Origin of the sequence: Sulfitobacter mediterraneus (genome assembly GCF_016801775.1) — a bacterium.
Classification (GTDB): Bacteria; Pseudomonadota; Alphaproteobacteria; order Rhodobacterales; family Rhodobacteraceae; genus Sulfitobacter; species Sulfitobacter mediterraneus_A.
Window position 1 is genome coordinate 3,402,494 of record NZ_CP069004.1, and the last position, 25,096, is coordinate 3,427,589.

General features: G+C 56.2%; 25 protein-coding genes. 17 read left to right on the forward strand and 8 right to left on the reverse strand.

The genetic code is table 11. From position 1 onward, the window contains the following. Positions 1-91: 91 nt before the first annotated feature. The 3 genes from JNX03_RS16805 to JNX03_RS16815 are packed head-to-tail and all read left to right on the forward strand — an operon-like array spanning position 92 to position 2,531. The gene (locus JNX03_RS16805; protein WP_160168848.1) at positions 92-256 is read left to right on the forward strand and encodes a NepR family anti-sigma factor; all 165 of its coding nucleotides are present in this window, start codon (positions 92-94) and stop codon (positions 254-256) included. Further along, positions 256-810 (forward strand): RNA polymerase sigma factor, encoded by a 555-nt coding sequence (locus JNX03_RS16810; protein WP_203210143.1) that lies wholly within the window; start codon positions 256-258, stop codon positions 808-810. Before JNX03_RS16805 ends, JNX03_RS16810 begins: the two co-directional genes overlap by 1 nt. Further along, positions 807-2,531 (forward strand): sensor histidine kinase, encoded by a 1,725-nt coding sequence (locus JNX03_RS16815; RefSeq protein ID WP_203210144.1) that lies wholly within the window; start codon positions 807-809, stop codon positions 2,529-2,531. The genes JNX03_RS16810 and JNX03_RS16815 overlap by 4 nt, the downstream gene beginning before the upstream one ends. 319 nt (positions 2,532-2,850) lie before the next feature. Here the strand turns inward: JNX03_RS16815 and JNX03_RS16820 are convergent, their stop codons facing one another. From JNX03_RS16820 to JNX03_RS16830, 3 genes are all read right to left on the reverse strand, one after another. Further along, on the reverse strand, positions 2,851-3,909 hold the full coding sequence (locus tag JNX03_RS16820) for an AI-2E family transporter (RefSeq protein ID WP_203210145.1): 1,059 nt from the start codon (positions 3,907-3,909) through the stop codon (positions 2,851-2,853). Between the two features lie 243 nt (positions 3,910-4,152). Beyond that, a complete protein-coding gene (locus tag JNX03_RS16825) occupies positions 4,153-5,073 on the reverse strand; it encodes an NAD-dependent epimerase/dehydratase family protein (protein WP_203210146.1) in 921 nt (306 codons plus the stop codon). Next, entirely contained in the window at positions 5,073-5,573 is a 501-nt protein-coding gene (locus JNX03_RS16830; protein WP_203210147.1) for an RrF2 family transcriptional regulator, read from the reverse strand. Before JNX03_RS16830 ends, JNX03_RS16825 begins: the two co-directional genes overlap by 1 nt. A 279-nt stretch (positions 5,574-5,852) precedes the next feature. Between JNX03_RS16830 and JNX03_RS16835 the strand changes: the two genes are divergently transcribed. Beyond that, positions 5,853-6,548 carry a GntR family transcriptional regulator gene (locus tag JNX03_RS16835; RefSeq protein ID WP_203210148.1) on the forward strand — a complete coding sequence of 232 codons (696 nt, stop codon included), beginning with the start codon at positions 5,853-5,855 and terminating at the stop codon, positions 6,546-6,548. A gap of 49 nt (positions 6,549-6,597) precedes the next feature. On the opposite strand, the gene JNX03_RS16840 is transcribed toward JNX03_RS16835, so the two are convergent. Further along, entirely contained in the window at positions 6,598-7,587 is a 990-nt protein-coding gene (locus tag JNX03_RS16840; RefSeq protein ID WP_203210149.1) for a 3-keto-5-aminohexanoate cleavage protein, read from the reverse strand. A 192-nt stretch (positions 7,588-7,779) separates the two neighbouring features. Here JNX03_RS16840 and JNX03_RS16845 point away from each other — a divergent pair, with 192 nt between their 5' ends. From JNX03_RS16845 to JNX03_RS16905, 13 genes are all read left to right on the forward strand, one after another. Further along, positions 7,780-9,381: an extracellular solute-binding protein gene (locus JNX03_RS16845; protein ID WP_203210150.1), complete on the forward strand. Its 1,602-nt coding sequence runs from the start codon at positions 7,780-7,782 to the stop codon at positions 9,379-9,381. Positions 9,382-9,456: 75 nt separating this feature from the next. Then, positions 9,457-10,317: a carbohydrate ABC transporter permease gene (locus JNX03_RS16850; protein ID WP_203210151.1), complete on the forward strand. Its 861-nt coding sequence runs from the start codon at positions 9,457-9,459 to the stop codon at positions 10,315-10,317. Further along, complete coding sequence (locus JNX03_RS16855) at positions 10,314-11,246, forward strand: carbohydrate ABC transporter permease (RefSeq protein WP_203210152.1); 933 nt, start codon at positions 10,314-10,316, stop codon at positions 11,244-11,246. Before JNX03_RS16850 ends, JNX03_RS16855 begins: the two co-directional genes overlap by 4 nt. After that, a complete protein-coding gene (locus JNX03_RS16860) occupies positions 11,243-12,328 on the forward strand; it encodes an ABC transporter ATP-binding protein (protein WP_203210153.1) in 1,086 nt (361 codons plus the stop codon). The genes JNX03_RS16855 and JNX03_RS16860 overlap by 4 nt, the downstream gene beginning before the upstream one ends. Continuing rightward, positions 12,328-13,383: an ABC transporter ATP-binding protein gene (locus JNX03_RS16865; RefSeq protein ID WP_203210154.1), complete on the forward strand. Its 1,056-nt coding sequence runs from the start codon at positions 12,328-12,330 to the stop codon at positions 13,381-13,383. Before JNX03_RS16860 ends, JNX03_RS16865 begins: the two co-directional genes overlap by 1 nt. Beyond that, a complete protein-coding gene (locus JNX03_RS16870; RefSeq protein ID WP_203210155.1) occupies positions 13,380-14,162 on the forward strand; it encodes an SDR family oxidoreductase in 783 nt (260 codons plus the stop codon). The genes JNX03_RS16865 and JNX03_RS16870 overlap by 4 nt, the downstream gene beginning before the upstream one ends. Before the next feature lie 12 nt (positions 14,163-14,174). Beyond that, the gene (locus JNX03_RS16875; protein ID WP_203210156.1) at positions 14,175-14,711 is read left to right on the forward strand and encodes a cupin domain-containing protein; all 537 of its coding nucleotides are present in this window, start codon (positions 14,175-14,177) and stop codon (positions 14,709-14,711) included. Then, positions 14,704-15,666 carry a transketolase family protein gene (locus JNX03_RS16880; protein ID WP_203210157.1) on the forward strand — a complete coding sequence of 321 codons (963 nt, stop codon included), beginning with the start codon at positions 14,704-14,706 and terminating at the stop codon, positions 15,664-15,666. The genes JNX03_RS16875 and JNX03_RS16880 overlap by 8 nt, the downstream gene beginning before the upstream one ends. Further along, complete coding sequence (locus tag JNX03_RS16885; RefSeq protein WP_203210158.1) at positions 15,663-16,487, forward strand: transketolase; 825 nt, start codon at positions 15,663-15,665, stop codon at positions 16,485-16,487. The genes JNX03_RS16880 and JNX03_RS16885 overlap by 4 nt, the downstream gene beginning before the upstream one ends. Continuing rightward, a complete protein-coding gene (locus JNX03_RS16890; protein ID WP_203210159.1) occupies positions 16,484-17,290 on the forward strand; it encodes an SDR family NAD(P)-dependent oxidoreductase in 807 nt (268 codons plus the stop codon). The genes JNX03_RS16885 and JNX03_RS16890 overlap by 4 nt, the downstream gene beginning before the upstream one ends. Beyond that, positions 17,287-18,030 (forward strand): SDR family NAD(P)-dependent oxidoreductase, encoded by a 744-nt coding sequence (locus JNX03_RS16895; protein ID WP_203210160.1) that lies wholly within the window; start codon positions 17,287-17,289, stop codon positions 18,028-18,030. The genes JNX03_RS16890 and JNX03_RS16895 overlap by 4 nt, the downstream gene beginning before the upstream one ends. Then, entirely contained in the window at positions 18,030-19,118 is a 1,089-nt protein-coding gene (locus JNX03_RS16900; protein ID WP_203210161.1) for an aldose 1-epimerase family protein, read from the forward strand. Before JNX03_RS16895 ends, JNX03_RS16900 begins: the two co-directional genes overlap by 1 nt. After that, on the forward strand, positions 19,118-20,248 hold the full coding sequence (locus tag JNX03_RS16905) for a M24 family metallopeptidase (RefSeq protein WP_203210162.1): 1,131 nt from the start codon (positions 19,118-19,120) through the stop codon (positions 20,246-20,248). The genes JNX03_RS16900 and JNX03_RS16905 overlap by 1 nt, the downstream gene beginning before the upstream one ends. Before the next feature lie 96 nt (positions 20,249-20,344). Here JNX03_RS16905 and JNX03_RS16910 read toward each other — a convergent pair whose 3' ends face one another. The 4 genes from JNX03_RS16910 to JNX03_RS16925 all read right to left on the reverse strand — a co-directional run bounded on the left by JNX03_RS16910 (position 20,345) and on the right by JNX03_RS16925 (position 25,069). Continuing rightward, a complete protein-coding gene (locus JNX03_RS16910; RefSeq protein ID WP_203210163.1) occupies positions 20,345-21,541 on the reverse strand; it encodes a Gfo/Idh/MocA family protein in 1,197 nt (398 codons plus the stop codon). Positions 21,542-21,792: 251 nt separating this feature from the next. Then, positions 21,793-23,838: a methyl-accepting chemotaxis protein gene (locus JNX03_RS16915; protein WP_203210164.1), complete on the reverse strand. Its 2,046-nt coding sequence runs from the start codon at positions 23,836-23,838 to the stop codon at positions 21,793-21,795. 28 nt (positions 23,839-23,866) lie between these two features. Next, positions 23,867-24,328 (reverse strand): hypothetical protein, encoded by a 462-nt coding sequence (locus JNX03_RS16920; RefSeq protein ID WP_203210165.1) that lies wholly within the window; start codon positions 24,326-24,328, stop codon positions 23,867-23,869. Between the two features lie 186 nt (positions 24,329-24,514). Next, positions 24,515-25,069 (reverse strand): peroxiredoxin, encoded by a 555-nt coding sequence (locus tag JNX03_RS16925; RefSeq protein WP_203210166.1) that lies wholly within the window; start codon positions 25,067-25,069, stop codon positions 24,515-24,517. Between the last annotated feature and the right edge of the window lie 27 nt (positions 25,070-25,096).

The window sequence follows — 25,096 nt, forward strand, 5'->3', positions numbered from 1 at the left end:
TTTTTCAATTTGTTTCGGAACCAAACGCGGTGATCATGCGTTCGGTTCCGTTGGGTGATGAGTTTTTTCGAAAAAAAGAGACCGAGAAGCAATGACAGATAACAAATCAAAAGACGATGAGCGCATAGCAGACCTGATCGATCAGAACCTCAAGATGGTCTATTCCGACCTTGTGCAGGAGCAGCTCCCTGATCGGTTCAAGGATCTTCTTGATGTTCTCAAAGCGCAGGATGCTGAGCAGAAGGGCAACAGTTAATGTCCGAAGATCCAAGAAATGAATTGGTCGAGCATTTGCCGGCCCTGCGTGCCTTTGCGCTGAGTTTGACACGCAACGGGGCGACCGCCGATGACATGGTGCAAGACACCGTTGTCAAAGCTTGGACCAACATTGATAAGTTCAAGCCCGGCACCAAGATGCGGGCTTGGTTGTTCACCATCCTGCGCAACACCTATTATTCCAGCCGCCGCAAACTGAACCGCGAGGTCGCTGATGTGGATGGCGTGTTCACGGCGACACTCTCGGTCAAGCCGGATCATGATGGGCGAATGCAGTTGAGCGACTTTAAGCAGGCGTTTGAGTTGCTGCCAGACGAACAGCGCGAGGCGCTGATCCTTGTTGGGGCATCCGGGTTTTCCTATGAGGAAGCTGCGGATATGTGCGGCGTGGCCGTTGGCACTGTCAAAAGCCGCGCAAACCGTGGCCGCGCCAAGCTTACGGAACTTTTGCATCTGGACGATGAAGGGCCGATGGAATTAACAGATTCGGCCACAATGGCAGTTATTTCGGGTGCAGGTACGGTTCCGCAGTGAAGCTGAGTGAAGATCAAACACCGCGCTGGTACAAAAGCCTGCGGTTTCGGATGGCGGTGATGATGTCATTGGCGATGCTGCCAATCGGCATGATTGCTGTCAGCCAGACGCGCAGCGTGACAGAACAGGCGCAGCAGAATTCGGAACTGGCCCTGCTGGGTTTGACCGAACAGGCTGCAGCAGAAGAGCGCATCGTCATCCAGCGGGCATTCGGTCTCGCCTCTGGTGTCGGTGCGTTTCTTCCGCAAATGCTGGAAAATCCGGCAGCATGTTCCAAACGACTGGCGAAGGTTCTGGAAAACGCCGGGATCTTCAATTTCATCGGTTATGTACCGGTTTCCGGACGGATGAACTGTTCTTCATCCGGGGTCGAGCTGGACTATTCCAACACCCCCGGCTTTGCCGAAGCCATCGAAACGGGGAGGCCGCGCATTGAGGTCAGTATAGACGGGCCCAACGGCGAAGGGTCGGTGATAAACATTTCCCATCCGGTGTTTGACGAGGATGATCTGACTGGTTTTGTCACTGTGTCCGTTCCCCATTCCATCCTGGACGCTCTGGGCGATGACAGCGGCAATGAGGCGCTGCTGGATCTACTGACCTTTAACGGAAACGGCGAAATCCTGAGTTCCCGCAACGGCGCAGAGGCTGCCGTTGCGAATTTGCCTTTGGGCATCAACCTTGCAGAGTTTTCCACCGTGAGTGCGCAAACCTTTTCCCGCCAGAGTGTCTATGGTGAGGATCGCATCTATGCAGTTGTGCCCATCGAGGCAGGAAAAATATTTGCCTTGGGCGTTTGGGACAAAGACAATGGTGTTTCCGGTCAGATCAGCAAGATCCTCCCCACCAGCCTGTTCCCAGCCTTGATGTGGATGATCAGCCTCGCCGTGGCGCTTTTTGCGGTGCACCGGTTGGTGTCTCGCCACATTCGAAGCGTTGGCGCACAGATGATGCGCTTTGCCGACAACCGTACCTTGCTGACGGACGAACGCACCCGCGAGATGCCAAGCGAACTGCAAAACATACAAAATTCCTTCCTCGCCATGGCCCATTCCATCCTGCGCGACGAGGCGGAGCTGGAAGATTCTGTGCGGCAGAAAAACGTCCTGCTTAAAGAGGTGCATCATCGGGTCAAGAACAACCTGCAACTGATCTCCTCGATCCTGAACATGCAAATCCGAGAAGCGCAGCATGACGATACAAAACGCATTCTGCGCCGGATGCAGGATCGCGTTCTGAGCCTCGCGACCATTCACCGCGACCTTTACCAGACCAGCAGCGGCGGGTTGGTCAATGTGGGCGAACTGGTTCGGGAAATCATCGAAAGGTCGGTTGAAATCGGGACAGACGCCGCCAAGGACATCGACGTCGAGCTACAGGTCGAAGATGTCATGCTCTATCCTGATCAGGCTGTGCCGATGTCCCTGCTGGCCTCGGAGGCGGCAACCAACGCGATGAAATATGTGGGCGCTAAAGACGCTGGGCGCAGCAAGATATCTGTGAGTTTCACACGCGACGCGAATGACAAATGCCGTTTTGTTCTTGCCAACAGCCTCGGAGATAAACCTGCCCCCAAAAGCAGTGGCATGGGGTCAAAGCTGATCACCGCTTTCGCCATCCAATTGGGGGCAGAGATCGACGTTACGCGCGATGACGACCAATATAAGATGACGGTGCGTTTTGATGCGGCAACCTTTGAGTTGGAGCCGGGCGACTTCTAGGTTCAGGATCTATTCATCCTGTGTCTCTGGCGCCAAAACCGTGCAAGTTCAGTGGCTTGAGACATGTAGCAACAAACGGGTTCATTAAAAACGACTCACGCCACTGAAATAAAAGGTTTTGCCGTCCTTCAGTTTTGGCAGATTTTCCCCGTGAGCTTCGTTGCAGCTGCTTGAAACTCAACCAAAGTCCCTGCGCAGCAGCGCCTTGTCACAGGCAAAATCTGTCAAACCAGAGAAAAAGGATGAATGGGTCCTGAACCTAAGGTGCCGGGGCCATCGCGACGAAGATCGACCCACATGCGATGGTTCTGAGCGACCCTCAGAGTTTGTTCTGATCGGGATCTGTACGGATCAGGTTCGGGATACCGTCCACGATCGGCTGACCCAATGCGCGTTCGGTGATTGTGATCATCCAGATCAACAGCGGGATCGCGATCACGCCCCCAATCGGCCCCCATAGCCAAAGCCAGAACACCAGCGACACAAACACCAACAGCGTGTTCACCGACATGCGTTTGCCGACCATAGCTGGGGTCACAAACTGGCCCTCTACAGCATTCATAGACAGATAGATCGCGGCGGGGGCAAAGCTGGCCGCGCCGTTGAACACGACCAAACCCGCCACCAGCAGCGTGGCGCCCAAGGCCAACGGACCCAGGTAGAGGATGTAATTGAGAAAGAACGCCGAAACACCCCAGAACACCGCGCCGGGCATGCCGATCAGCTGCATCACGATAGCAATGGCCACGCCAAACGATCCGTTGATCGCGGTGATGGTCAGGAAATAACGGGAGACCTGACGTTCTGCATGCAGAAAGTCATCCCTGTTTAATGTAGGAACAGAGGCACCGACCCATCTGTAAATCTCTGTTCGGGTCAGCAAAAAGAAATATAAAACACCAACAAACATCATCAGTTGAGCCAGGAACTGTGGCGCATAAAACAAGGCATCCGTGATTGAAGGCACATCAATGCCTTCTGCCGGGGGCGGAGCCTTGTCGCCTTTTGGGTCAACCGCCGCTACGACGTCTTCTGCAATTTCATCCAAACCGAGGATCATCGCCCTGATCCCTTCGATCGTGGTTCGCAACTCAATCCATATGACGGGCGCGCGCGCGATGGCCTCTGCCACGTAGGGTTCCAGCAGAAGGACGAGGCACACCACGGCAATCATCGTGAACGCAACCGTGGCAAACGCGGACAATGACGGACGAAGGCCAATGCGTTCCCAAAACCGGACAAGCGGCGAAAGCACGATCCCAAGGATCAACGCAGACAGCACGGGGGCAAAGAAATCCTGGGCAAATTCTAAAGTCGCAAATGCCGTCACAACCCCGATGCCCAGAATTGCGAGGCGGGTCATCAGCGTGCTGGTCATATTTTGGGCTTTCATCTTGGCGCTGCGCGGCGGACCTAAGGCAGCAGAGCCAGCGGCGTGGCAGGCGTTTTGGGTTTGAGACCCCAACTCGGCAATAGACTGGGCAATTCAGAAACGAGGTGCCGGGCCGGGGTCTCAGACAATAACGCGGGATGAAAGGTTCGGTTCCGGTCTGATAGAAATTTTTTGAAGACAAGCCAAGTTTTGCCCGCCTTGACTACGAAAGCGTTTTGGCGCGGGGGCTTAGGCGATCCGTTGCCATCCTTCAGTTTGGTTGGCCACCTCAGCTTGCCAGCCCGTCATCTCGGAAAATTCCTGCGAGGTAATGCGTTGGCTGCGGCCCAAAAGACCGCGCATATCGGAATGTAGCGCAAACCGGAGCAGGAAACGTGGCAGCTTGAACAAACCGCGGCGGCCAACGGCCGTGGCCAGCGCTTTGATCGCCTGATCTTGTGTGAAGGGTTCTGTCTCGGCCACATCGAAAGTGCCGGATTGGCCATGATTGAGTGCGGCGATCACCGCTGACGCTGCATCGTCGATCCAGATCATTGACTTGTATGTGCCGCCGCTGGCCAAGGGCATCACGACACCTTTTCGCGCCATGGCGATCATTTCTTGGCTGTCTCGGGAACTGGGGCCGTAGAAACTGCCAAACCGCAAATTGATTCCCCGGTTTTGACTGCCGTGTGCGGCAAAACGGGCTACGTGGTTCTCTGCCGTTAAAGTGGATCGCAGCGGCGTTGGCGGATCGAGTTTTGCCGATTTTGCACTCAGCCAAGTGTCGCGGCCATCCGCATACATGAAAAACACGCTCGGATAGATGAAGGTTTTGACACTGTCACTGGCCAGCGCGACATCCACAAGGTTGCGGGTGCCTTCATCCCGGATACGGTCATTGTCGGCCCAGGCCGTCGCGGATTTCATGTCTGATGTTTTGGGTATGCGCGTTGCAAGATGCAGAACGGCATCGCAGCCTGCCATGCCGTCGCGCAGGCTTGAAGGATCAAAGAGGCTGGCACCGATCGGCTCCGCCCCGAGCGCGCGCAAGGCCTCCATTTTTGCGGGGTTGCGGGCCATTGCGATAATCGTGTGCCCACAACGGGCCAGCGCACGGATGACGGGACGGCCAAGCACGCCGGTACCGCCGGTTACAAAAACCTTCATTATACAACATTCCTTATATTCTGGGTGGCCCAGGCTTGGCCCAGGACTGCAATGCGCGGGTCAACGGAAGCAGCGAAATCGGTTAAGAGATCGCTGATGGTTTCCGTCTGGAGAGCTTCGCGATAGGCCATTTCGGCGCGGAGCATCGCACGGTTGATGCCACACGGCTTGGGATAGGCTTTGGGGTCGTCGACGGCACATGGCCCACGCTGACGAATTTCTGAGCAGCGAAAAGCGGGGGTCGTCCCTTCGACGGCGTGAACAATGTCCAGCAATGAAATATCTTGTGGCGGTTTCGCCAGGCCATATCCTCCAGCCGGTCCGGGAAAGGACGCCAGAATACCGTTCTTGGCAAGCGCCTTCAGGTGTTTGAGCAGATAGCTCTCGGGCACACCGTGAAATTCGGCCAAAGCGCCTCCTGACAGCCGGGCCTCTCCGGGCAAGGCCGCCAAAAGCAAAACGCAATGGGCCGCCCATTCAACGCCATCACTCAGTTTCATCGACATCTCCTTACGAATCAATCAAGATATTCTTTATCTAGGATAAGAGGTGTCGTCAATTGAGAGGCGGACTGATTGGTAACGGATCGATCCCGATCAGGCTATCAAGTGAAACTGCAATTGAGCGATATTCATGCCGCAACCATTCAGATGTTGGGCTGTCGTTATGAGAAGAAACGTGGCACAAGCATATAGTTCAACCCGAGATTGCCAATTTGCGCGTGACACGGGTGCACGATTGAAATAGGCTTTCTTGCGATCAAAGATCAAAGGTGCTTCATGTCCTCCACACTGCCAGAGTTAAAAAGTTTCGAGGCAAAATCCAGCCTGCAGCACGTTTTTCAAGAACTCAAAGACGCTATCATGATGGGGGAGTTTGCCCCTGGGCAAAAATTCCGCATTGATGAGTTTGCGCAGGTCTTTAAGACCAGCCACATGCCCGTGCGCGAGGCGATCAATCAGCTGACAATCATCGGCGCATTGGAAAGTCATCCCCGCCGGTCCGCGTCAATCGTGGCTTTCTCACCGCAGCGTTTGGATGACCTGATGGATTTGCGCTTGGCGGTCGAGGGCCGTGCCATCGAATGTGCGGTGGAGAAAGTTACAGCCGAAGACATCGCCACGCTGACGGCGTTTCGGGCCCAGATGGATCAATTGCTGCAGAGCGAGACATTGAACCTAAAGGCTTATCTGCGTCTCAATCAGCAGTTCCATTTCAGCATTTATGCGATTGCTGACAATCCGCAACTGATGGATGTGATCGAGCTGGCATGGCTGCGGTATGGCCCGATGTTGAACATGCTCAACGGCGGATCTGCTCGGGATGCTTTGATGAGCGGCAATGACGATCATATGGAAATGATCGAAGGACTGCGCACCCGCGATGCACAACGTGCCAAAGATGCGCTGCGCTCTGATTTGTTGGATGCCGCAGCGACGATTTGTGCGCGAAATGACGAGCTGGAGGCGGGGTAGGGCGGCAACATCCTGTAACCGCCCGCAATTGAGATTTCCTTCGCCTTGATTAAAAATTAACCTGATCTTTGCCTTTCAGGGCCAGCATTTCGCGAGCTTCCGCAGGAGTCGCCACGCGGCAACCCTGCGCAGCCAAAGTGCCTTTGGCCAATTCAATTTGTTCGGCGCTGGTTGTCGCCAGCTTGCCCGGTGCCTTCCAGAGAGAATCTTCGAGGCCAACCCTCAGATTGCCGCCCATGGCAACAGAACTGGCTGCAATCCTTTGTTGCGCTGCGCCCGCGCCAAGCACCGACCAGACATATTGATCGCCAAACAAGCGGTCCGCTGTGCGGCGCATCATCATCACATCCTCTGCATGGTTGCCGATGCCCCCAAGCAAGCCAAAGACGGATTGTACAAAAAGCGGCCCCGTCACCAGTCCACGGTCAAGGAAGTGCTTGAGCGTATAAAGATGGCTGATGTCGTAGCATTCAAATTCAAACCGCGTGCCGCGCGCACCGCAAGTTGTGAGAATATATTCGATCTCCTTGAAAGTGTTACGGAAAGCCAGATCCCGAGAATTTTCGAGATGCTCGCGTTCCCAGGCATGTTCGAATGTGTCGTAACGGTCCAGCATCCCAAACAGACCAAAGTTCATGGATCCCATATTGAGAGAAGCCAGTTCCGGGCCATAATGCGCTACCGGCTGCACCCGTTCTTCCACAGGCATGAATGGCGAGCCGCCCGTGGTTACGTTGATCACGCAATCGGTCTGTGCCTTCAGCTTTGGTAGGATATCGGCAAAAGCGGCCACGCTTTGATCCGGCTTTCCGGTCTCTGGGTCGCGGGCATGCACATGAAGCACTGCCGCTCCGGCCTGCGCGGCGCGGATACCCTCAGCGACAATCTCTTCCGGAGTCACGGGCAGATACGGCGACATCGACGGGGTGTGAATCGCCCCGGTGAGGGCGGCCGTCACGATCACGGGGCGGCGCTTGTCCTGTCCTGCGATCTTGGGGGATGCAGGTGATTCTGTGCCCGTTCGCTCAGCTTTTGTCATTGTTTTCACACTCCTTGTTATTACGGACCGCCGTGATTGGGCTGTCATGCTAGGCCCATTTAATCCGATTATATATCTTTGATCAAAGATTTTATTGACGTGATCAGTTTATGTGGGTTAGCGTCGCTCCATGACAAGCGGTGCGCGGGAGGAATGCGCGGCGCACAGGTCATCAAACGGGAGGACACCAGAATGACACTTAAGAACGGAATGACCCGCCGCCGGTTCACCAAGGGCCTGCTTTACGGAACTTCGGCTGCGTTAGCATCGCCGTTGATCATGCCGCGCCGGGGCATCGCTCAAGAGGCTTTGGCAAACGGCAAGATCGGTGGGCCAACAGGCTTCGAGGGCGCCGAAGCCTATCAGTACGGGGCAGACACACCTGAAGGCCGCGCAATGGAGGCGTTGCGCGCAATGGCCGGCACCAACTCAGCACCGACCCGCATTCGTCTGGCGCTGTCAGAAGGATCCATTGGCCAATTGACCCAGGCTTTCCCCGAGGGCGCACCATCCATCAAAGAACTGTTCGAAGCTGAAAGCGGTATCACGCTGGACATTATCGGGGTTCCGTCCGGGCAGGAATTTACCAAGGCGGTGCAAGATATCTCAACCAACGCTGGTGAATACGACATCTACACCACTGACTTTAACCGTCTCGGCGACATCGTCGAAACCGGCGGCGTCGCAAATCTTGACGAGTTTGTCGAAAAGCATCAGCCGGAATGGGCTGCTGAAAACGGCTATGTCGGCGGTGAGCAAGGCGTTAGCTTGCTCAACAAATATAGGGGCAGTTACTATGGTATCTCGCTCGATGGTGACTTCCTCACATGGATCTATCGCAAAGATCTGTTTGAGGATGACGCGATGCGTCAGGCCCACAAGGCCGCGACAGGCCGCGAGCTGACCTTGCCTTCCACCTATGCCGAACTTGATGAAACGGCGCTGTTCTTCACCAAACACACAAATGGTGAGATTCACGGCTGCACCGATCTGCGCAATCAGGGTTGGGGCTATATCAACTGGTACGGCCGCTACACCACGATGGGCAATCCAAACCAGTTCCTGTTTGCCGACGATGGCAGCATGCTGATCAACTCCGAAGCTGGCGCACGGGCCACGCAAGAATATGTCGATAGCCTTGCCCACCATGCCCCGGATGCGATCTCTTGGAGCTGGCCAGAGCAATACGGGTCTATGGCGAACGGCACCTCTGCAATGACGTGCGCATGGTCGAATATGCCCAAGTTCCTCGACAATCCGGCAAATGAAGGGTCCAAGGTTGTCGGGAAGCTGGGATCTTGGACGCCGCCAGGCCGCGAAGTCGATGGCGACCTGATCAGCCGCTCCCTTTTGTGGTTCTCGCTGGCCGCATCCGTATCCAATCAAGCGGACAATCCCGAAGCCTGCTATCTGTTCCTGCAGTGGCTGGGCGGGCCGCAAATCTCATCTTGGATGGTGGCAAACCCTGCGGGTTACTTCGACCCATGGCAGAACGCGCATCTGGATGATCCGTTGGTGCAGCGGACCTATCACGACTACCATGTGGACACGATCCGCAAATCGATTCAACGTGCAGTGCCGTCGATTAACTATCCCGGCGCGACAGCCTTCCACAACGCCCTGGACGAAAACCTCGTTGCGGCCCTCACCGGTGAAAAAACCGCCGAGCAGGCAATGGCGGACACCGAGCGCCAGTGGAAACGCATCACCCGCCGCGTGGGCGAAGACAAGTTGCTCGAAGCAATCCGCTTTAACAACGAGGCTTGGCCGACGATCACTGATCCGGTTACCTGATCCACAAACACAATCCTACAGGCCGGCCTTTGCGGGCTGGCCTGTGCTTTGATCCTGTCTCAAAGGGCTTTTTGCATGCAGTTGTCACTGTCCTTCCGCGTATTTCGATTTTTTGCCATCGGGCTGGCATTGGTCTTCACGCTCATTCCGGTTTTGTGGATGATGTCGATGGCGTTCAAACCTATTCCCGAATGGTCTGCCAGTGGCGACAACCTGACATGGTGGCCCAAAGACCCGACGCTGGACAACTTCCGCTATATCTTCGGCGCAAGCTCAAGCGAGTTGTTGTCGACATTGGAGCGCACCGCGGGGCGCCCCATTTTGGCCTCCCTGCTGGCGGCGACAATCGGCACCTTGATCGCGATGGTTGTCGGATCGAGCGCGGCCTATGGCGTATCGCGTTACGGGTCAGGTAAGAACCTGCCGCTGGCATTGATTCAGCTCCGGCTGTTCCCCCCCCTCGCGGTCATGATCCCGGTGATGGTGATGTGGACGTTCTTAGGACTTACCGACACGTGGTACGGGCTGAGCCTGGTCTACGGCATCGTCACACTGCCCTTCGCCTTCTGGCTCATGAAAACCTATTTTGACGATATGCCGATTGAGATCGAAGAGGCTGCATTGGTCGAAGGGTGTTCGCGCTTTCGTGTCCTTACCCGCGTGACCCTGCCAATGATGCGCGGCCCGCTGGCCTCATCCGCGTTGCTGGTCTTTATCCTGAACTGGTCCGACTACCTGATCGCATTGATGCTCACGACGCGCGATTGGGTCACGATCCCCGTGTACATGGCGTCACTTTCATCTTCGATGACCGGACAACTTTACGGTGCCAAGGCGGCGCTGGGTCTGATTGCAGCTGTGCCGCCTGTGATTATGGGCATCTTGATTCAAAAACACCTCGTGCGTGGCCTGACATTCGGAGCGTTGAAGCAATGACACATTCCTCGCCCCAAACCTCGAACGCTGCGAAAGACGCACCGAAATCCCGGCTTGGACTTTGGTTGACCCTGCCGGCACAGCTTCTGATCCTCTTTGTCGCGGTTTTCCCGCTGCTGATGCAGCTCTACCTCAGCTTCTCCGACTGGACTCCGCTGGCCGGACGATCTTGGACCCGGGCGCATGAATTGTGGATCGGTTTTTGGAACTACTCGGACCTCTTTGCAGATCCGCGATTTTGGGGTGCCCTGTGGCGCACAATGATCGTGATCGGTATCGCAGTGCCGGTTGAATTCTTGTTGGGGCTGGGTCTCGCCACCCTGTTCATGCAAGATTTCCGCGGCAAGAAGGTGCTCTATTCCACGCTGCTGGTGCCGATGATGATCGTACCTGCGGTTGCCGGATATATGTTCTTTTTGCTGTTCCAATCGGATGGTCCAATCAATGGTTTGCTCTCTGCGCTGACCGGGCTTGATGTGAGTATCCGCTGGCTGACAGACCCTGACCTTGCGATCTTTGCGGTTATGATTGCAGACATCTGGCAGTGGACGCCGCTGATGTTCTTGATCCTTTTGGCAGGGCTTTTGGGCGTGCCGCGCGAACAACTGACGGCGGCGACCCTTCTGGGCGCATCCCCGTGGCAGCGGTTCCGCACCATTGTGTTGCCCAAGATCAAAGTCATTATCGTGATTGCGCTGGCGATCCGCGTGATCGAGGTTTTCAAGATCTTTGACACGCTGTTCATCATGACAGCTGGCGGTCCGGGCACAGCGACGGAAACGATTTCGGTGTTCTTTTATAAGATCATGACGCTGGAACTGGCCTGGAGCTATGTTGCGGCTGCAGGTCTGGTGATCCTGATTGCCCTGTCGATCCTCGCTGTTGCTGCGATGTATTTCCTTCCCAAATCCAAGGAGGCAGGCAAATGACCAGCATCCACCTTGCTAATATCGTCAAGAAATTCGGAGATTTCACCGCGATCCAAACCATGAACTTGGAAGTGCGCGATGGTGAGTTTCTCGCGCTGCTCGGGCCATCGGGTTGCGGTAAATCCACCACGATGAATATCATCGCGGGGATGGAAACCCCGACCCACGGTACGGTCAAATTTGGCGAACGGGACATCACCCATGTGCCGATGCAAAAGCGCGGCGTTGGATTTGTATTCCAGAACTACGCGATCTTCACCCATATGTCGGTCTATGAAAACCTCGCTTATGGGCTGCGGATGAACGGCACCCCCAAGGCTGAACTGGATCGCAAAGTTCAGGAGATCGCGGAGTTTCTGGAATTGACCGCGATCCTGCATAGACCGTCTGCGGGACTGTCAGTGAACATCTTGCAGCGTCTGGCCATCGGTCGTTCCGCTATTCTGGAGCCGTCAATATTCTTGTTGGATGAACCCTTGTCCAACGTCGACGCCGCGTTCCGCGCGGTGATGCGTCAAGAGCTCAAGCAGCTGCAGCGCAAATTCAAACAGACCATGGTTTACGTAACTCATGATCAGCTTGAGGCCATGACAATGGCGGACCGGATTGCGGTTATGGACCACGGCGTCCTGCAACAAGTTGGCACGCCGATTGATGTCTACAACAACCCTCGCAATCTGTTTGTCGCGCAGTTTTTGGGCTCGCCGGGGATGAACTTGCTGCCGGGCGCCTTGGCAGATCGGGGCGGTGATATGTTTGTCGATCTTGAGCTGGGCGGCAGCATCGCGCTCAAAGGTAGTGATGCACAGGCCGGTCGCGCCGCAAAAAGCCGCGATGTGGTCTGCGGCTTCCGCCCCGAGGCCGTGCAGTTTGATGATGCGGGTGTCTCCCTCTCTGTGACCTTTGTCGAACGGATCGGCGCGCGGACAATTGTCCACATGGGCAAGGGTGCCGCATCGGTAAAGGCGGTTTTTGATAACAAGGTTGCTGTGAACGTCGGGGATCAAACCCGCATTGCCCCCCAGGACAATGCAATCCGTCTTTTCGCAGCGCAAAGCGGCGAAAGCCTGCAGGTGGCATAATGGCTAGTATTTCCTTTCGCAATGTAACCAAACGCTTTGGCGACACCATGGCGTTGAACGATGTGTCCTTTGATATTGAGGATAACGAATTCTTCTGCTTCTTTGGGCCGCCTCTGTCAGGCAAATCAACCATCCTTCGGATTATTCTGGGCCTGGACACCCCGGACAGTGGTGAGGTGTTGATCGACGGCAAACCGGTAACCCACATCGGGCCGGCAGAACGAAACATCGCAATGGTGTTCCAGAACCTCGCCTTGTTTCCGCATATGACTGCACGGGAGAATGTGATCTTCCCGCTGGTCGAACGCAAAACCGCTCCTGCGGAGATCGAGGCCAAGCTGGGCGATGTGGCGGAAAAACTGCATATGTCGCACATCCTGCACAAACATCCGGCGCAATTGTCGGGGGGCGAACGACAGCGGGTCGCGATTGCCCGTGCGCTGGTTCGCGATCCAGTGGCCTATCTGATGGACGATCCGATCTCGGCCTTGGATGCACGTCTGCGTGAAGAGACCCGGATCGAGCTGAAACGCATTCAACGCGAGGTCGGACATACCCTGATCTATGTAACGCACGATCAGGAAGAGGCGATGTCGATCGCCGACCGTATGGCGATCCTGCGCGATGGGCAGGTGCAACAAATTGGCACTCCGATAGAAATCTACGATGCGCCTGCTAATACCTATGTTGCTTCTATGCTCGGCGCGCCTGCGATCAACCTGTTCGATGTGGATGCCATCAGCGGTGTTACCAAAAACGGGGCACTTGATCTCAATGGAGTAGATCTGGACGGGGTTGAGCGGGTCGGCCTGCGTCCTGAAGACGGGCGGCTGATTGGTGTCGACAGCGGTCTAAGATCAACGGTCTCAATGGTGGAGCCTTTGGGCGGGGCGACAATCGTGACGCTGGACCCGCCCGAAGGTGGCACACCGATACGGTTGATGCTGCGCGGCCAGCCAACGATTGAGGTCGGCGCAGGAATAGCCATTGAATACACCCCAAGCGCATTGATGCGCTTTGACGCCAACAATGAGCGCATGGGAGACACAAAATGAAGTTCGAGGGTAAAACTGCCATCATCACCGGGGCATCGCGGGGGATCGGGGCCGAGACCGCGCTGCACCTCTCGGATTTGGGGGCAAATGTGATCTTGCTGGCCCGATCCGGAGATGAGATCGGCGCGCTGGCAGATGACATCAAAGACCACGGCGGCGCTGCAGAGGCATTGACCTGCGACGTGGCCAATCCCACCGACGTGGCCAATGCCATTGCGGCCTGCAAGGACCGGTTTGGCGGCTTGGACATTCTGGTGAACAATGCCGGGTTGATTGACCCGATTGCCCGCCTCGAAGACAGCGATCCACAGGCATGGGCGCAAGTCATGAATGTGAACGTGCTGGGCGTTTACCACATGCTGCGCGAAGGCCTGCCCCTGATGGGGCAAAGCGGTGGCGGGACAGTGATCAACATCAGCTCCATCGCGGCGGTCAAAGCATTGGAAGGTTGGTCGCATTACTGCGCTTCCAAAGCCGCGGTGCTGTCGCTGACCCGCAGTGTGATGGCCGAATGGGGCGATAGGGGCGTGACAGCTGTAGGACTCAGCCCCGGCACAGTCGCGACAGGCATGCAAAAATCCATCGCGCAATCGGGCCTCAATCCCGTCAGCCAAACCCCGTGGGAGGCACATATCCCGCCGCAATGGGTTGCCAAGGCGATCGCTTGGCTCGCGCAAGGCGGTGCGGTGGATTACGCGGGCCGCGATTTTTCAATCAAACACAAATACGGACGACGGGCGGTGGGTCTGCCCGAAGACGGCGCATTGGACGGCGAATAGGAGACATCACTCATGAGCAACGACAAAGACGGAAAAGACCGCGGGTTTTACGATGGTAACGGGTTTGACAATTTGACCGGGCCGGGCGCACAGCAGGCCTATGATTTCTGGGACCGCCTGGAAGAGATGCGCAAGGATGAGCCGCTGAAAGGCAATCTGTACGATCCGCGGGTCTCTGCGGATTTCCCGCAAAACCCCTGCAATCTGCCGATCAACTTGATGTTGTGGCCAGAACGGATGATGGACTTTGTCATGCTGCGCGGCGAGCCGGGCGGGGAATTTCCGCCACATACCCACGGCTATGGTGATGAGATTTATCTCATCATTAACGGCGAAGGTATCGTGATTATTGACGGTGTCGAATACGAGGCCAAAAAGCACGATATTTTCTGGATCCCCGCAGGCACACCGCACACTTATCGCACACCAGCAGACAAAACTGAAAGTTTCGACATCTTTGCGGTCAATGTTCCGGGCGTCAAACACACGATGCGGTCCACCTATTGGGCAGGCCCGCCCAAAGGCAAAAAGGCGGGCGACAATGCTTGATCCAGAAGACAAGAACCTGGGCAAGGCCGTGGTCGAGGCCCCCTTTGCCGCCGCATTGGAAGATCTGGCGCAAACCAGCGATGATCTGGTTGTGGTGACAGCGGATTTGTCCAAATGGACCGACGTTCTGCCTTTTGCCAAGGCGCACCCCGATCGGTTTGTACAGGTCGGCATGGCCGAGCAAAACCTCATGGGTGTGACCGCTGGTTTGGCCAAATCCGGTCTTTTGCCTGTCGCGGTGACCTTTGGCGTTTTTGCAACACGTCGCGCCTATGACCAGATCGCGATGAGCCTTGCGACCCAACCGTGCCACGCGATCATCGCTGGATTTTTGCCCGGTTTGGACAGCCGTTTCCGCGGTACGCATCAGGCTATCGACGATCTGGCGTTGATCCGCTCCTTGCCGGGTTTGACAGTGATTGACCCTGCCGATGCCACCGAGTTACGGGCCGCAGTTGTTGCCGCCGCTGAACACGAGGGCGTGATTTATATCCGTTGCAGCCGTGGCCGCGCCGAACAGCTATTCGACACTGGCACCGGATTTGAAATCGGGCCAGCACGGGAATTGCGCGAGGGCAGCGGCGATCTGGCGGTTGTGACCACTGGCGCCGCGACCCGCTGGGCCGTGGAAGCGATTGAAACGCTGGCCGATCAGGGCGGGGTGTCGCATTTGCATGTGCCGACGCTGAAACCCTTTCCCGATGCGCAAGTGGCTGCGTTTTGCGCCCGTAATGCACGGGTGATCACGGTGGAAAATCATCTGGTACATGGTGGCCTTGGTGCCAGCGTCAGTGCAGCCCTGGCGACACGCGGTATTGGTGTGCCCGTCCAGATCAAAGGGATCAACGACCGTTGGGGCGAATACGGGACACCCGAATTTTCTCGTAGCAAGCTTGGCCTTGGCTGCACAGACCTAGCTGCCGCGTTTGCGCAAAAACAACTGGAGGCATCATGAAACCCAATGCGCCCTCAACCGCAGAGCTTGCGCTGACTGCCGCGCGGATCCGCCGGATGGTGATCGAAATGTGCCGTCAACCCAAACAGGGCTATGCCGGACAAGGGCTTGAGCTGGCCGATATCATGACGGTGGTGTTTCACGACATCAAGCGCCCACAAGATCGTTTTCTGTTGTCGACAGGCCATGCCGCCATCGCGCTTTATGCCGCGCTTTGGTCCGTTGGTGAATATGAACAAGAAGAGCTGATGACCTACGGCTTTGACGGGACCGAAATTGAAGAAAGCCCATTGGATGATCTCAAGGGGTTTGAGATGACGGGCGGGTCATTGGGGCAGGGGCCAAGTCAGGCCGCTGGTTTGGCGCTGGGTCTTCGGATGCAAGGCAGCAACGCGCGGGTCATTTGCGAAGTCTCTGATGGTGAGCTGCAAGAAGGCGCCGCTTGGGAAGGCTTTATGTTTGCGGCAGCCCGCGGCCTGTCTAATTTGGTTTTTGTGATCAATGACAATGGCGAACAGGCCGATGGCGCCACTGCTGAGGTCTTGGACATCGGTCCGCTTGCGCCCAAATTTGAGGCGTTTGGCATCAAAGCAATCGACGTGGACGGCCATGATCTCACCGCGCTCCGCACCGCCTTTCGCGACGCAGAAACCGCCGTTGGACCGGTTGCGTTGATCTGCAAAACGATACCCGGCAAAGGTATCAAAACCTTCGATCAATTTGCCCGCGTTCACTATGTGCGCACCACCGAAGAGATCTGGCAGGCCGCTGCCGATGAGTTGGATGCGCAGATCACTGAACTAGAGGGGGTGCCGGCATGAGGCTTGATGGACAGGTCGCCTTGATCACTGGCGCTGCGCAAGGCATTGGCCGTGCCTGCGCCGAAGTGATGGCGGCACATGGGGCAAAAGTGGCCGTGACGGATATCGTCAAGGACGGGGCCGACGAGGTTGCGCATGCTATCGGAGCCGAGGCCGGATCATGGCAGCTGAACACCTCAGATCGCGGCGCAGTGTTTGAAACAGTCGCGGCAATCACCGCAGATCTTGGTGCGCCAACGATTCTCGTGAACAACGCAGGCATCCAACGCATTGGCGCCACAGAGGACCTGGACCGCGCTCTTTGGGACGAAAGTATCGCGGTCAATTTAACAGGCGTGTTTGACTGCATCCAAGCCGTGGTGCCGGGCATGTTTGCGGCAGGCTACGGATCGATCGTCAACCTCGCCAGCGTGAATGCCGAACGCGGCATGCCGGGGCGCACGCCCTATTGCGCGACCAAGACCGGGATCGTCGGAATGACCCGTGCCATGGCGGTGGAATGGGCCTCACGTGGCGTGCGTGTCAACGCGATAGAGCCGGGCTACGTTTTGACCCCGATGGTGCAATCGGCCATCGACGAAGGCCTCCTGGACCTGCCCCAATTGATCGACCGTATACCGATGCGCGAACTGGCCGCTTGCGAAGATATCGCCAATGCCGCGCTTTTTCTATCGAGCCGCGAAGGCCGTTATATCACCGGTCAGGTTCTGCCGGTTGACGGTGGTTACCTCGCCTATGGCGCACCGCGCCCAACATCTGATCTTCCCACACGCACATACGAATTTGGAAAGGACCGTACATGAGCAAACGTGTCGTCATCATCACAGGGGCCGCCGGAGGCCTTGGCGCAGACATGGCTCATCACTTTTGCCAAAGCGGCCATGCGGTGGCTTGCGTCGGGCGTTCCTCGGAGCGCCTCCATGCGTTGGCCAAAGAGCTGACAGATGCGGGACATGATGCAATTGCAGTGGAATGTGACCTTGCCATTCCGGCCCAGATCGAAGCCATGGCCGAGACTGTCGCGCAGGCCTTTGGCGGGATAGATGTGTTGGTCAATAACGCCGCGACTTACAAGCTGCGCCCCTGGCTTGAGATCAGCGCTGAAGAATTTGACCATATCATTTCGGTCAATCAGCGTGGCTGTTTCCTGACCGCAAAGGCATGTTTTCCCTACCTTAAGAAAAGCGGCACTGGCCGGGTTGTGAACATTGTTTCGAACACACTCTTTATCGGTTGGGAGGGGTTGATGAGCTATGTCAGTTCCAAGGGCGGTATCATCGGTCTGACCCGAACATTGGCCCGAGAAATCGGCAAAGAAGGCGTGACCGTCAACGCGGTTGCACCCGGCGCTATCCCGACCAAAGCCGAAGAACATCATCCCGATCAAGATGAATTCAACAAGAAAATCCTTGATTTCCAATCTATGAAAGTGCGCGGAACACCTGGGGACATCTCCCGTGCGGTGGCCTATTTTGCAGATGAAGGATCAGGATTTGTCACCGGCCAGACTCTGATTGTTGATGGCGGCGGAGCGATGATCTGATGCAGATTTTCGGCAACACGCTAAACCGCAAAGACCTGATGCGCCGTGTCGGCAGTTTGGATCAGGTCGCGGGAGTGCGGTTGGTCGAATTGTCTGATGGCGCCGGGCGCGGGGTGCGGATGCTTGAGTTCCGTTCTGGCGGCGGGCTTGAGTTTGAGGTGATCGTGGACCGGGCCTTTGATCTGGGCGCGGCGCGGATCGACGGGCGCCCGCTGAATTTTACTGCGCCGCTTGGTGTGCAGGCGCCATGGTATGGGGAAGCCCGGTGGCTGGAAAGCTGGCTGCGGTCCTTCGGCGGCGGTTTGATGGCGACAGGCGGGCTTGATCACACGATGTTCCCTACCGAGGATGACGCCAGCCATCTGAACTATCCGGCCAAACCAACGGAGACTTATCCGCTACATGGGCGGCTGACCAATATTCCAGCAAAGCTGACGGGTTATGGTACGCGGTGGGACGGCGATCAGCCAATTCTATGGGCCGAAGGCGAGGTGCGACAAGCCTGCCTTTTTGGCGAAAACCTCAGCCTGACGCGCCGCATCGAGGTGGCGGTTGGCAGCAACACCATGTCTTTGCACGACCGTGTGACCAATCACGCCCATACTGCCAATCCGCAACTTTCACTTTATCATGTAAACCTTGGCTTTCCCCTGATCGAAGAGGGCGCGCGGGTTATCGTTGACTATGAAAAAGCCGAGCCGCGCGGGACGTTTGACCCGGAAGGCTGGCAGGTTTTTGGGCCTCCCGAAGCTGGATTTTCCGAAGAGGTGATGGAGATCTACCCGAAATCCATCGATGGCTGGGCCGAAGCATCGGTGGTGAATGCGCAAGAAGACTTGCTGTTTCACGAACGGTTCCGTTCGGACACCCTACCTTATCTCTTGCTTTGGCGGATGTTTGGGGAAGGCACCTATGTTGTGGGGCTTGAGCCATCAAGTGTAGACACCACGCCCCGTGAGGCGCTGCGTGAGCAAGGCCGGTTGCCAATGTTGGGCGCCGGAGAAAGCCGCGACTACCACATGGAGTTCACCGCCCATTCGGGCCGCGATGCTGTGGCATCGTTTCTACAAAAAACGGAGGCGGATTGATGGATGAACGCACACAAAAGGTGATCGCCGCTGCAGGCGCGGAACGATCGCAATGGGCGTTGCTGACTGCGCCAGACAGCGTGGCCTATGCCGCCCGGCACGTGGCCGGTGTTGAAACCGGACCGTCGCCTTTTGACGGTGGTCCGACGGCAGCACTGATCAGTCCTGAAGGTGAGATCAGTGTTTTGTGCAATGAGTTAGAGGCCGCCGCGGCGCGATCTTCGGATGCAGATCATGTGTTCACCTATGAAAGCCTTGGCTTTGCCGATCTGCGCCATCTGACGCAAAAATATGCCGAAGGGCTGGGTCAAATGCTGGACCGGACGAACGTTAAGGGCGCAATCGCGGTCGAGGCGGCAAACTGTCCGGCTTCCGTTATGGCTGCCATTGGCGGGCGCGCGCGCATCCGGTGGTTTGATGTGGAATTGGGCCGTGCCCGATCTATCAAAACCCCCCAAGAGATTGCCGCGCTGCGCCATTGCGCAGAGCTGACGGCCGCAGGGCAAGATGCCGTTGCCGCCGCTGTGACGGAAGGGAAAAGCGAACTGTTTGCATGGCGCGACATTCGGTTTGCAATGGAAGAGGCCGAGGGTACAAGGCTGCCCGTGGCGGGGGATTTCGTCAGTGGCGTGGCGCGCACCGCAGCAATCGGCGGCCCAGCGACGGGCCGTACTCTGGCGCACGGAGATCCAATCATCTCGGATCTGGCGCCACGTGCGCGGGGCTACTGGGGCGACAGCTGCCGTACTGCTTGCTTGGGTGAGGCGTCGCCCGCGCTGATGCAGGCTTACGACCTGGCTTATGAGTGCTACCAAATGGTGCGCGATACGCTGCGGCCGGGAATTACGGCACATGAATTTGACGCGCCGATACGCCAGCGCATCAAGGACGCGGGGTATTTCAATCCTGTACATATGGGGCATGGCATCGGCACCTCAGTTCATGAGTGGCCGCGCCTTGTTCCGGGGGAACAGGCCTTGATCCAGCCCGGTATGGTGCTGATGGTTGAACCAGGTGTGTATCGCGAAGATATAGGCGGCGTGCGGTTGGAGCAGATGTTCTTGATCACGGAAACGGGGCACGAGGTGCTGTCGCCGTTTGATATTCCTGCGCAAATGCCGATCATCTGAGCGACGCGTTGCTCTGCCTCTGCTTGTTCAGAAGCCCTTAATGAAAAAGGCCCGGCTCCTTTCAGAGCCGGGCTTTGTGTTTCTATGATGATCGCATCAGGCGTCCATCAAGATGTCTTCTGTCTCACCTGTGTCCGGGTTGCGGACGATCAGGCGTTTGCGGCCATCTGGCAACAGTTCTGTCTTGAGGATGTCTTTGCCATCGTGCTGTTGTTTGTTGGGCGACAGATGCGGCGTTGTGCCATATCTCCAATCCAGCTCAACCGGTGCCCAGGCACGGGTTTCCAGGGACTTGTAGAACGCATCCAGAACCGCGGCGACGACATAGCCGTCATAGAAGGTTTCCTGCGGCTCACGGCCTTCTTCCAATGCGGCGAACTGATCGGTGAACATGTCGACATATCCAAGTGCCACGGCTTCGTCGCCTACTGGGAACAACCAGCCGCTGTCGGTTTCTGCCTTTTCGGCAACATATCCATCAGCGCCGCCTGAGCTGTACATCTCAAAGCCAGTGCGCAGGAAGTGATCCAACCGCACCATGCCTTGGGTGCCGCTGACCTCATCGCGCAGATCCATACCGCCACGGAATGTCCAGGAACATTCCATCTGCCCCACAGCACCACTTTCAAAGCGGATAAGGCCGATGGAATTGTCTTCGATCGGGATCGGGTGATACAGCGTGTCGGCCCATGCCATCACTTCGACGGGGCGGTTGCCCTTACCGACAAAGTTACGAATGATTTCAACGCAATGACAGCCCATATCGATGGTACAGCCGCCGCCAGCGCGGTTCTTATCCCAGAACCAGGCGGAATGCGGGCCAGGGTGTGCCTCGCGGGAACGGACCCAGGTGATGTCACCCAACGCACCCTTTTTAACGGCCTCCAACGCCTTGAGCGTCTTGGGGGTGTAGCAAAGGTCTTCGAGATAGCCAGCAAAGATACCAGCCTTTTCGACGAGCTCAAGCATCCGCTTGGCTTCTTCGGCATTCCGGGCCAGTGGTTTGGTACACAAGACCGCTTTGCCCGCTTCGGCGCAGAGGCGAATCGCCTCTTCATGCATTGAGTTGGGCAGGCCAACGACGACAACATCCGTTTCTGGATCGTTGATCGTTTCTTCCATGGATGTGGCATGGCGCGGAATGCCCCATTGCTCACAGAACGCCTGACCGCGTTCCTCGGTGCGTGAATAAACATTCATGACACGATCAGGATTTCGCTGCCCGTGCAGCACCTGTGTGTAGAAATTACATATCAGGCCTGTGCCTAACATGCTGATCTTATGCGGGGTCATTTGAGGTCTCCTCCCTTCGACTCTGTTCCTATCTTTGATTGTGCATCTTTGATCAAAGAATGCAACAGGTATGTTCCACGGTGATGTTTTCGCGGAAAACGCCGTTTTTGACGCAATTTTGGCGTCAGGTCTGTGATGGGTTTATCGGCCAGCAGCGATTTCAAAGATTGATTTGGAGCATTGCACCAGATCTGCGTTGGCTCGGATTGATCTGGAAATCCACCTGGCCACCAAGTGGAAACCCAAATCAATCAGCTGGCGCGCATGGCATTCTCTGAGGCCGTCCAGAGATCATCCGCTGCGGCTTCAGAAGACACAATGGCATCGGTCTGAGAAGAATTGACCCCGCCTTCGAACTTGAAATTCTCAATGAGTGCTTTCATCTGCTGGGCAGATTCCAGCAAAACTGCGGTCGCAGCTGAAGATTCCTCGCTCATCGCGGCGTTGGTCTGGGTCAATTGTTCCAATTCAACAACAGTCCCTTCCATCTGCTTGATCTGATGCGCCTGATCTCCAGTGGAGACAGCAATGGCTTGCACCGCTTCGGCGGCTTTGGAAATGCGGGCGACCACCTCGTCCATTGCACTGCCAAGTTCAGTGATCAATTTGCTGCCCTGTTCTACGCCGCGTTGGCTGTTGGCGATCAGTTGGCCGATTTCATGGGCCGATTCCGCCGACCTTTGAGCAAGGGAGCGCACTTCGGTTGCGACAACTGAGAACCCTTTGCCACTTTCCCCCGCACGGGCCGCCTCAACGCCTGCGTTCAACGCGAGCAGATTGGTCTGAAAGGCGATCTCATTGATTACATCGGTTGCGACGCTGATCTTGTTTGAATATTCCGCGATCTGCGCCATCGCTGTGACTGTTTTATCGACAACCTGTCCGCTTTGTTCGGCAGCGCTCTGGGCGCTGACAGCAAATTCGGTGGCTTTGTTGGCATGATCGGATGCGGACAATGAAGCAGAGTTGATTTCGCGCATCATGTCATTGGCTGTGCTGAGACGGCTCGCAGCGCCTTCGGTGCGCTGGGACAGGTCTTTGGCCGCATTGGACAACTCAGAAGAGCTGTTGGTAACGATCTGCGCGTTCTGCGAAATGTGACCAAGAGCAGCGCCAAGCGATGAGGTCCCCTTGTTCACATTCATTTTGAGTTTTGAAAATGCGCCTTGGAACTCACCTTCCATCTTGAGGGTGAGATCGCATTTTGCCAAAGCCTCAAGAACACGGGACGTTTCTTTGACACCAACCTCGACCGTCTCGACAAGCTGATTTACCGAGGCGCGGATGGCATCGTCGTCATCCTCTGACGCGGCGTTTTGCATTCTGCCGGTGAAATCCCCCGCCTGTGCCAATGCGATCACCCTCGCGAGTTCGGCTTGCATTGCTTCTGTTTTGCGCGATCGTTCCAAAGCGTCTTCTGCTTGTTGCCGTTCCAGATCGGCCTGTTCTTGCAAGGCTTGCAGACGCGCCGCTTCCGCTTCTCGGGCGGCGGCCTCTTTGGCTTTTTCGGCGTCTTGATGTTGGGCCTGTGCGATGGCCAAATCCCGTTTGGCCTGTTGGCCGTCACGGAACACGACCAGGGCACCCGCCATCTGTCCCAATTCATCTTTTTGCCCGATATTGGGAATTTCGACATCATCCTGATCGGCGGCAATCGCGGTCATTGCATTGACCATCTTATGAATGCCACGTGACAGGCGGATGCTGACCGCAATGGAAATGAGCAGGCTTAACGCAATTGTGGAAATGCCGACGGTGAGGATCACAAAAAGGGATCTGCTGATCGAGCTTTGCGCCCGCTTGATGGCATTCTCGGTCTCGGTTTTCGAATTTGTCAGGTTCTCTGAAATGACGCCAAATATCTCACCATAGACAGAAAGCGCTCCGCGCAACCCGCCAAATGCGATCCTGGGGTTTCGTTCTGCCATGCCCAAAAGGCCGTTCAGTTTCTTCTTGAACTCGGTATAGCTTTCTACGGGGACAAGACCCGCCTCAGCAAAACGGTCCAACTCGACGATCATCTGATCAATCTGACCGCGCATTTTCGCGGCATCTTCGGCTGGGCCGTTCATTTCAAGCCAGAGAAGGTACTGGTAAAGCTTCTGGATCAATGTCGCGAGCGCCGCGCTTGCCTCGTTGTTTGCTTTCTCCTGCGGCGCTGCAATATCAGTCAAATATTGCATGGCGCCGGTGGCATCATTCAAGCCGCGATAGGAAAACATGGACACCACCGTCGCCCCGATAAAGGACAGCAGGGCGACAAAGATGATTTTCTGCTTGATAGAGGTCGGGAACACGGCTTGCGCCTTTCATTCGTGGCAGAGATCAGCCGTTGGCCCAACTGCACAAGATATTTTGCGCATCAGCCCGCACACAGGAGCCGACAGATGGCGTGAGATCGCCGCTTTCCGGGTTCATGAATTTCAGCTGCACCTGATAGACTTCGCCGCTTTGCGGTGTGTTCGCAATGATGTCATGGCCAAACTCGAACCCGTCAAAGTCTGCCGCGGCGGTAAAATCTGTCCCGACAAATTCTGGCCAAACGTTATCGGCCCAGACGGTGCCATCTACGTTCATGGCAAACATATGTAGAAAATACTTTTCGGCGTACCAGTCTTCGGATTTGTGGTTGAAATCCTTTTCGGCCTGCTCACGTCCGACTTTCTGATAATGGGTGACGGCGCGGGCCACCATTTCTTTGGACATATCGCCCATTTCCTGAAGATCGGCGGCTGCCACGGCGGTGGCGGTACACATCAGGCATGCTGTGATAAGCGGCTTGTTCATATTTTGCTCCTGCATTCGGATCACGGGTTGCAGAGCGGGGTGTAAGCCTAGGTCGCTAACATTGGCTTAATGGCCAGAAGACCATCTCAGGATTGTCCGAAAGTGAGGATGCCCAAACAAGAACAGCCCCGCGAAACCGCGGGGCTGGATAACGTGGCTCAGGCCATTCAGCTCAATAGCGCCGGATCAGGAGGCAACCGCAAATGGGTTGTTGGCTTTGATGTGCTTGAGGATGTTCTCAGGGCTGCTTTCGCCGTAAGGATCATCCGCGCAATTGTCCTCGATGCCCGGCTCTTCGAACCAGGCGACGATTTTGCCGTCATCTACAACAGCCGCATAGCGCCAGCTGCGCAGGCCGAACCCAAGGTTGTCCTTCTGAACCAACATCCCGATTTTACGCGTAAATTCTGCGGATCCATCGGGGATCACCTTGACGGTCTTGATGCCCTGATCTGCAGCCCATTTGTTCATCACAAAGGAATCGTTCACCGAGAGGCAGTAGATATCTTGCACGCCTTGTTCGGCAAATTCACCCGCCAGGGTTTCAAAGCCAGGCAGCTGATAGGTAGAACATGTCGGTGTAAATGCACCGGGCAGTGAGAACAGGATGGCACGGCGGCCACCGAAGTAATCCTGCGTTGTCATGTCTTTCCAGGTGAAAGGGTTTGGCCCATCGATGCTGTCGTCGCGCACGCGGGTGCGGAATGTCACATCAGGCAATTTCATACCGATACGAGGCATAATAGTACTCCGAATTTTATTTGATTT

Coding starts and splice junctions, on each gene's coding strand:
- JNX03_RS16805 (WP_160168848.1), top strand. CDS start 92: ATGACAGATAACAAATCAAAAGACGATGAGCGCATAGCAGACCTGATC.
- JNX03_RS16810 (WP_203210143.1), top strand. CDS start 256: ATGTCCGAAGATCCAAGAAATGAATTGGTCGAGCATTTGCCGGCCCTG.
- JNX03_RS16820 (WP_203210145.1), bottom strand. CDS start 3,909: ATGACCAGCACGCTGATGACCCGCCTCGCAATTCTGGGCATCGGGGTT.
- JNX03_RS16825 (WP_203210146.1), bottom strand. CDS start 5,073: ATGAAGGTTTTTGTAACCGGCGGTACCGGCGTGCTTGGCCGTCCCGTC.
- JNX03_RS16830 (WP_203210147.1), bottom strand. CDS start 5,573: ATGAAACTGAGTGATGGCGTTGAATGGGCGGCCCATTGCGTTTTGCTT.
- JNX03_RS16835 (WP_203210148.1), top strand. CDS start 5,853: ATGTCCTCCACACTGCCAGAGTTAAAAAGTTTCGAGGCAAAATCCAGC.
- JNX03_RS16840 (WP_203210149.1), bottom strand. CDS start 7,587: ATGACAAAAGCTGAGCGAACGGGCACAGAATCACCTGCATCCCCCAAG.
- JNX03_RS16845 (WP_203210150.1), top strand. CDS start 7,780: ATGACACTTAAGAACGGAATGACCCGCCGCCGGTTCACCAAGGGCCTG.
- JNX03_RS16850 (WP_203210151.1), top strand. CDS start 9,457: ATGCAGTTGTCACTGTCCTTCCGCGTATTTCGATTTTTTGCCATCGGG.
- JNX03_RS16855 (WP_203210152.1), top strand. CDS start 10,314: ATGACACATTCCTCGCCCCAAACCTCGAACGCTGCGAAAGACGCACCG.
- JNX03_RS16860 (WP_203210153.1), top strand. CDS start 11,243: ATGACCAGCATCCACCTTGCTAATATCGTCAAGAAATTCGGAGATTTC.
- JNX03_RS16865 (WP_203210154.1), top strand. CDS start 12,328: ATGGCTAGTATTTCCTTTCGCAATGTAACCAAACGCTTTGGCGACACC.
- JNX03_RS16870 (WP_203210155.1), top strand. CDS start 13,380: ATGAAGTTCGAGGGTAAAACTGCCATCATCACCGGGGCATCGCGGGGG.
- JNX03_RS16875 (WP_203210156.1), top strand. CDS start 14,175: ATGAGCAACGACAAAGACGGAAAAGACCGCGGGTTTTACGATGGTAAC.
- JNX03_RS16880 (WP_203210157.1), top strand. CDS start 14,704: ATGCTTGATCCAGAAGACAAGAACCTGGGCAAGGCCGTGGTCGAGGCC.
- JNX03_RS16885 (WP_203210158.1), top strand. CDS start 15,663: ATGAAACCCAATGCGCCCTCAACCGCAGAGCTTGCGCTGACTGCCGCG.
- JNX03_RS16890 (WP_203210159.1), top strand. CDS start 16,484: ATGAGGCTTGATGGACAGGTCGCCTTGATCACTGGCGCTGCGCAAGGC.
- JNX03_RS16895 (WP_203210160.1), top strand. CDS start 17,287: ATGAGCAAACGTGTCGTCATCATCACAGGGGCCGCCGGAGGCCTTGGC.
- JNX03_RS16900 (WP_203210161.1), top strand. CDS start 18,030: ATGCAGATTTTCGGCAACACGCTAAACCGCAAAGACCTGATGCGCCGT.
- JNX03_RS16905 (WP_203210162.1), top strand. CDS start 19,118: ATGGATGAACGCACACAAAAGGTGATCGCCGCTGCAGGCGCGGAACGA.
- JNX03_RS16910 (WP_203210163.1), bottom strand. CDS start 21,541: ATGACCCCGCATAAGATCAGCATGTTAGGCACAGGCCTGATATGTAAT.
- JNX03_RS16920 (WP_203210165.1), bottom strand. CDS start 24,328: ATGAACAAGCCGCTTATCACAGCATGCCTGATGTGTACCGCCACCGCC.
- JNX03_RS16925 (WP_203210166.1), bottom strand. CDS start 25,069: ATGCCTCGTATCGGTATGAAATTGCCTGATGTGACATTCCGCACCCGC.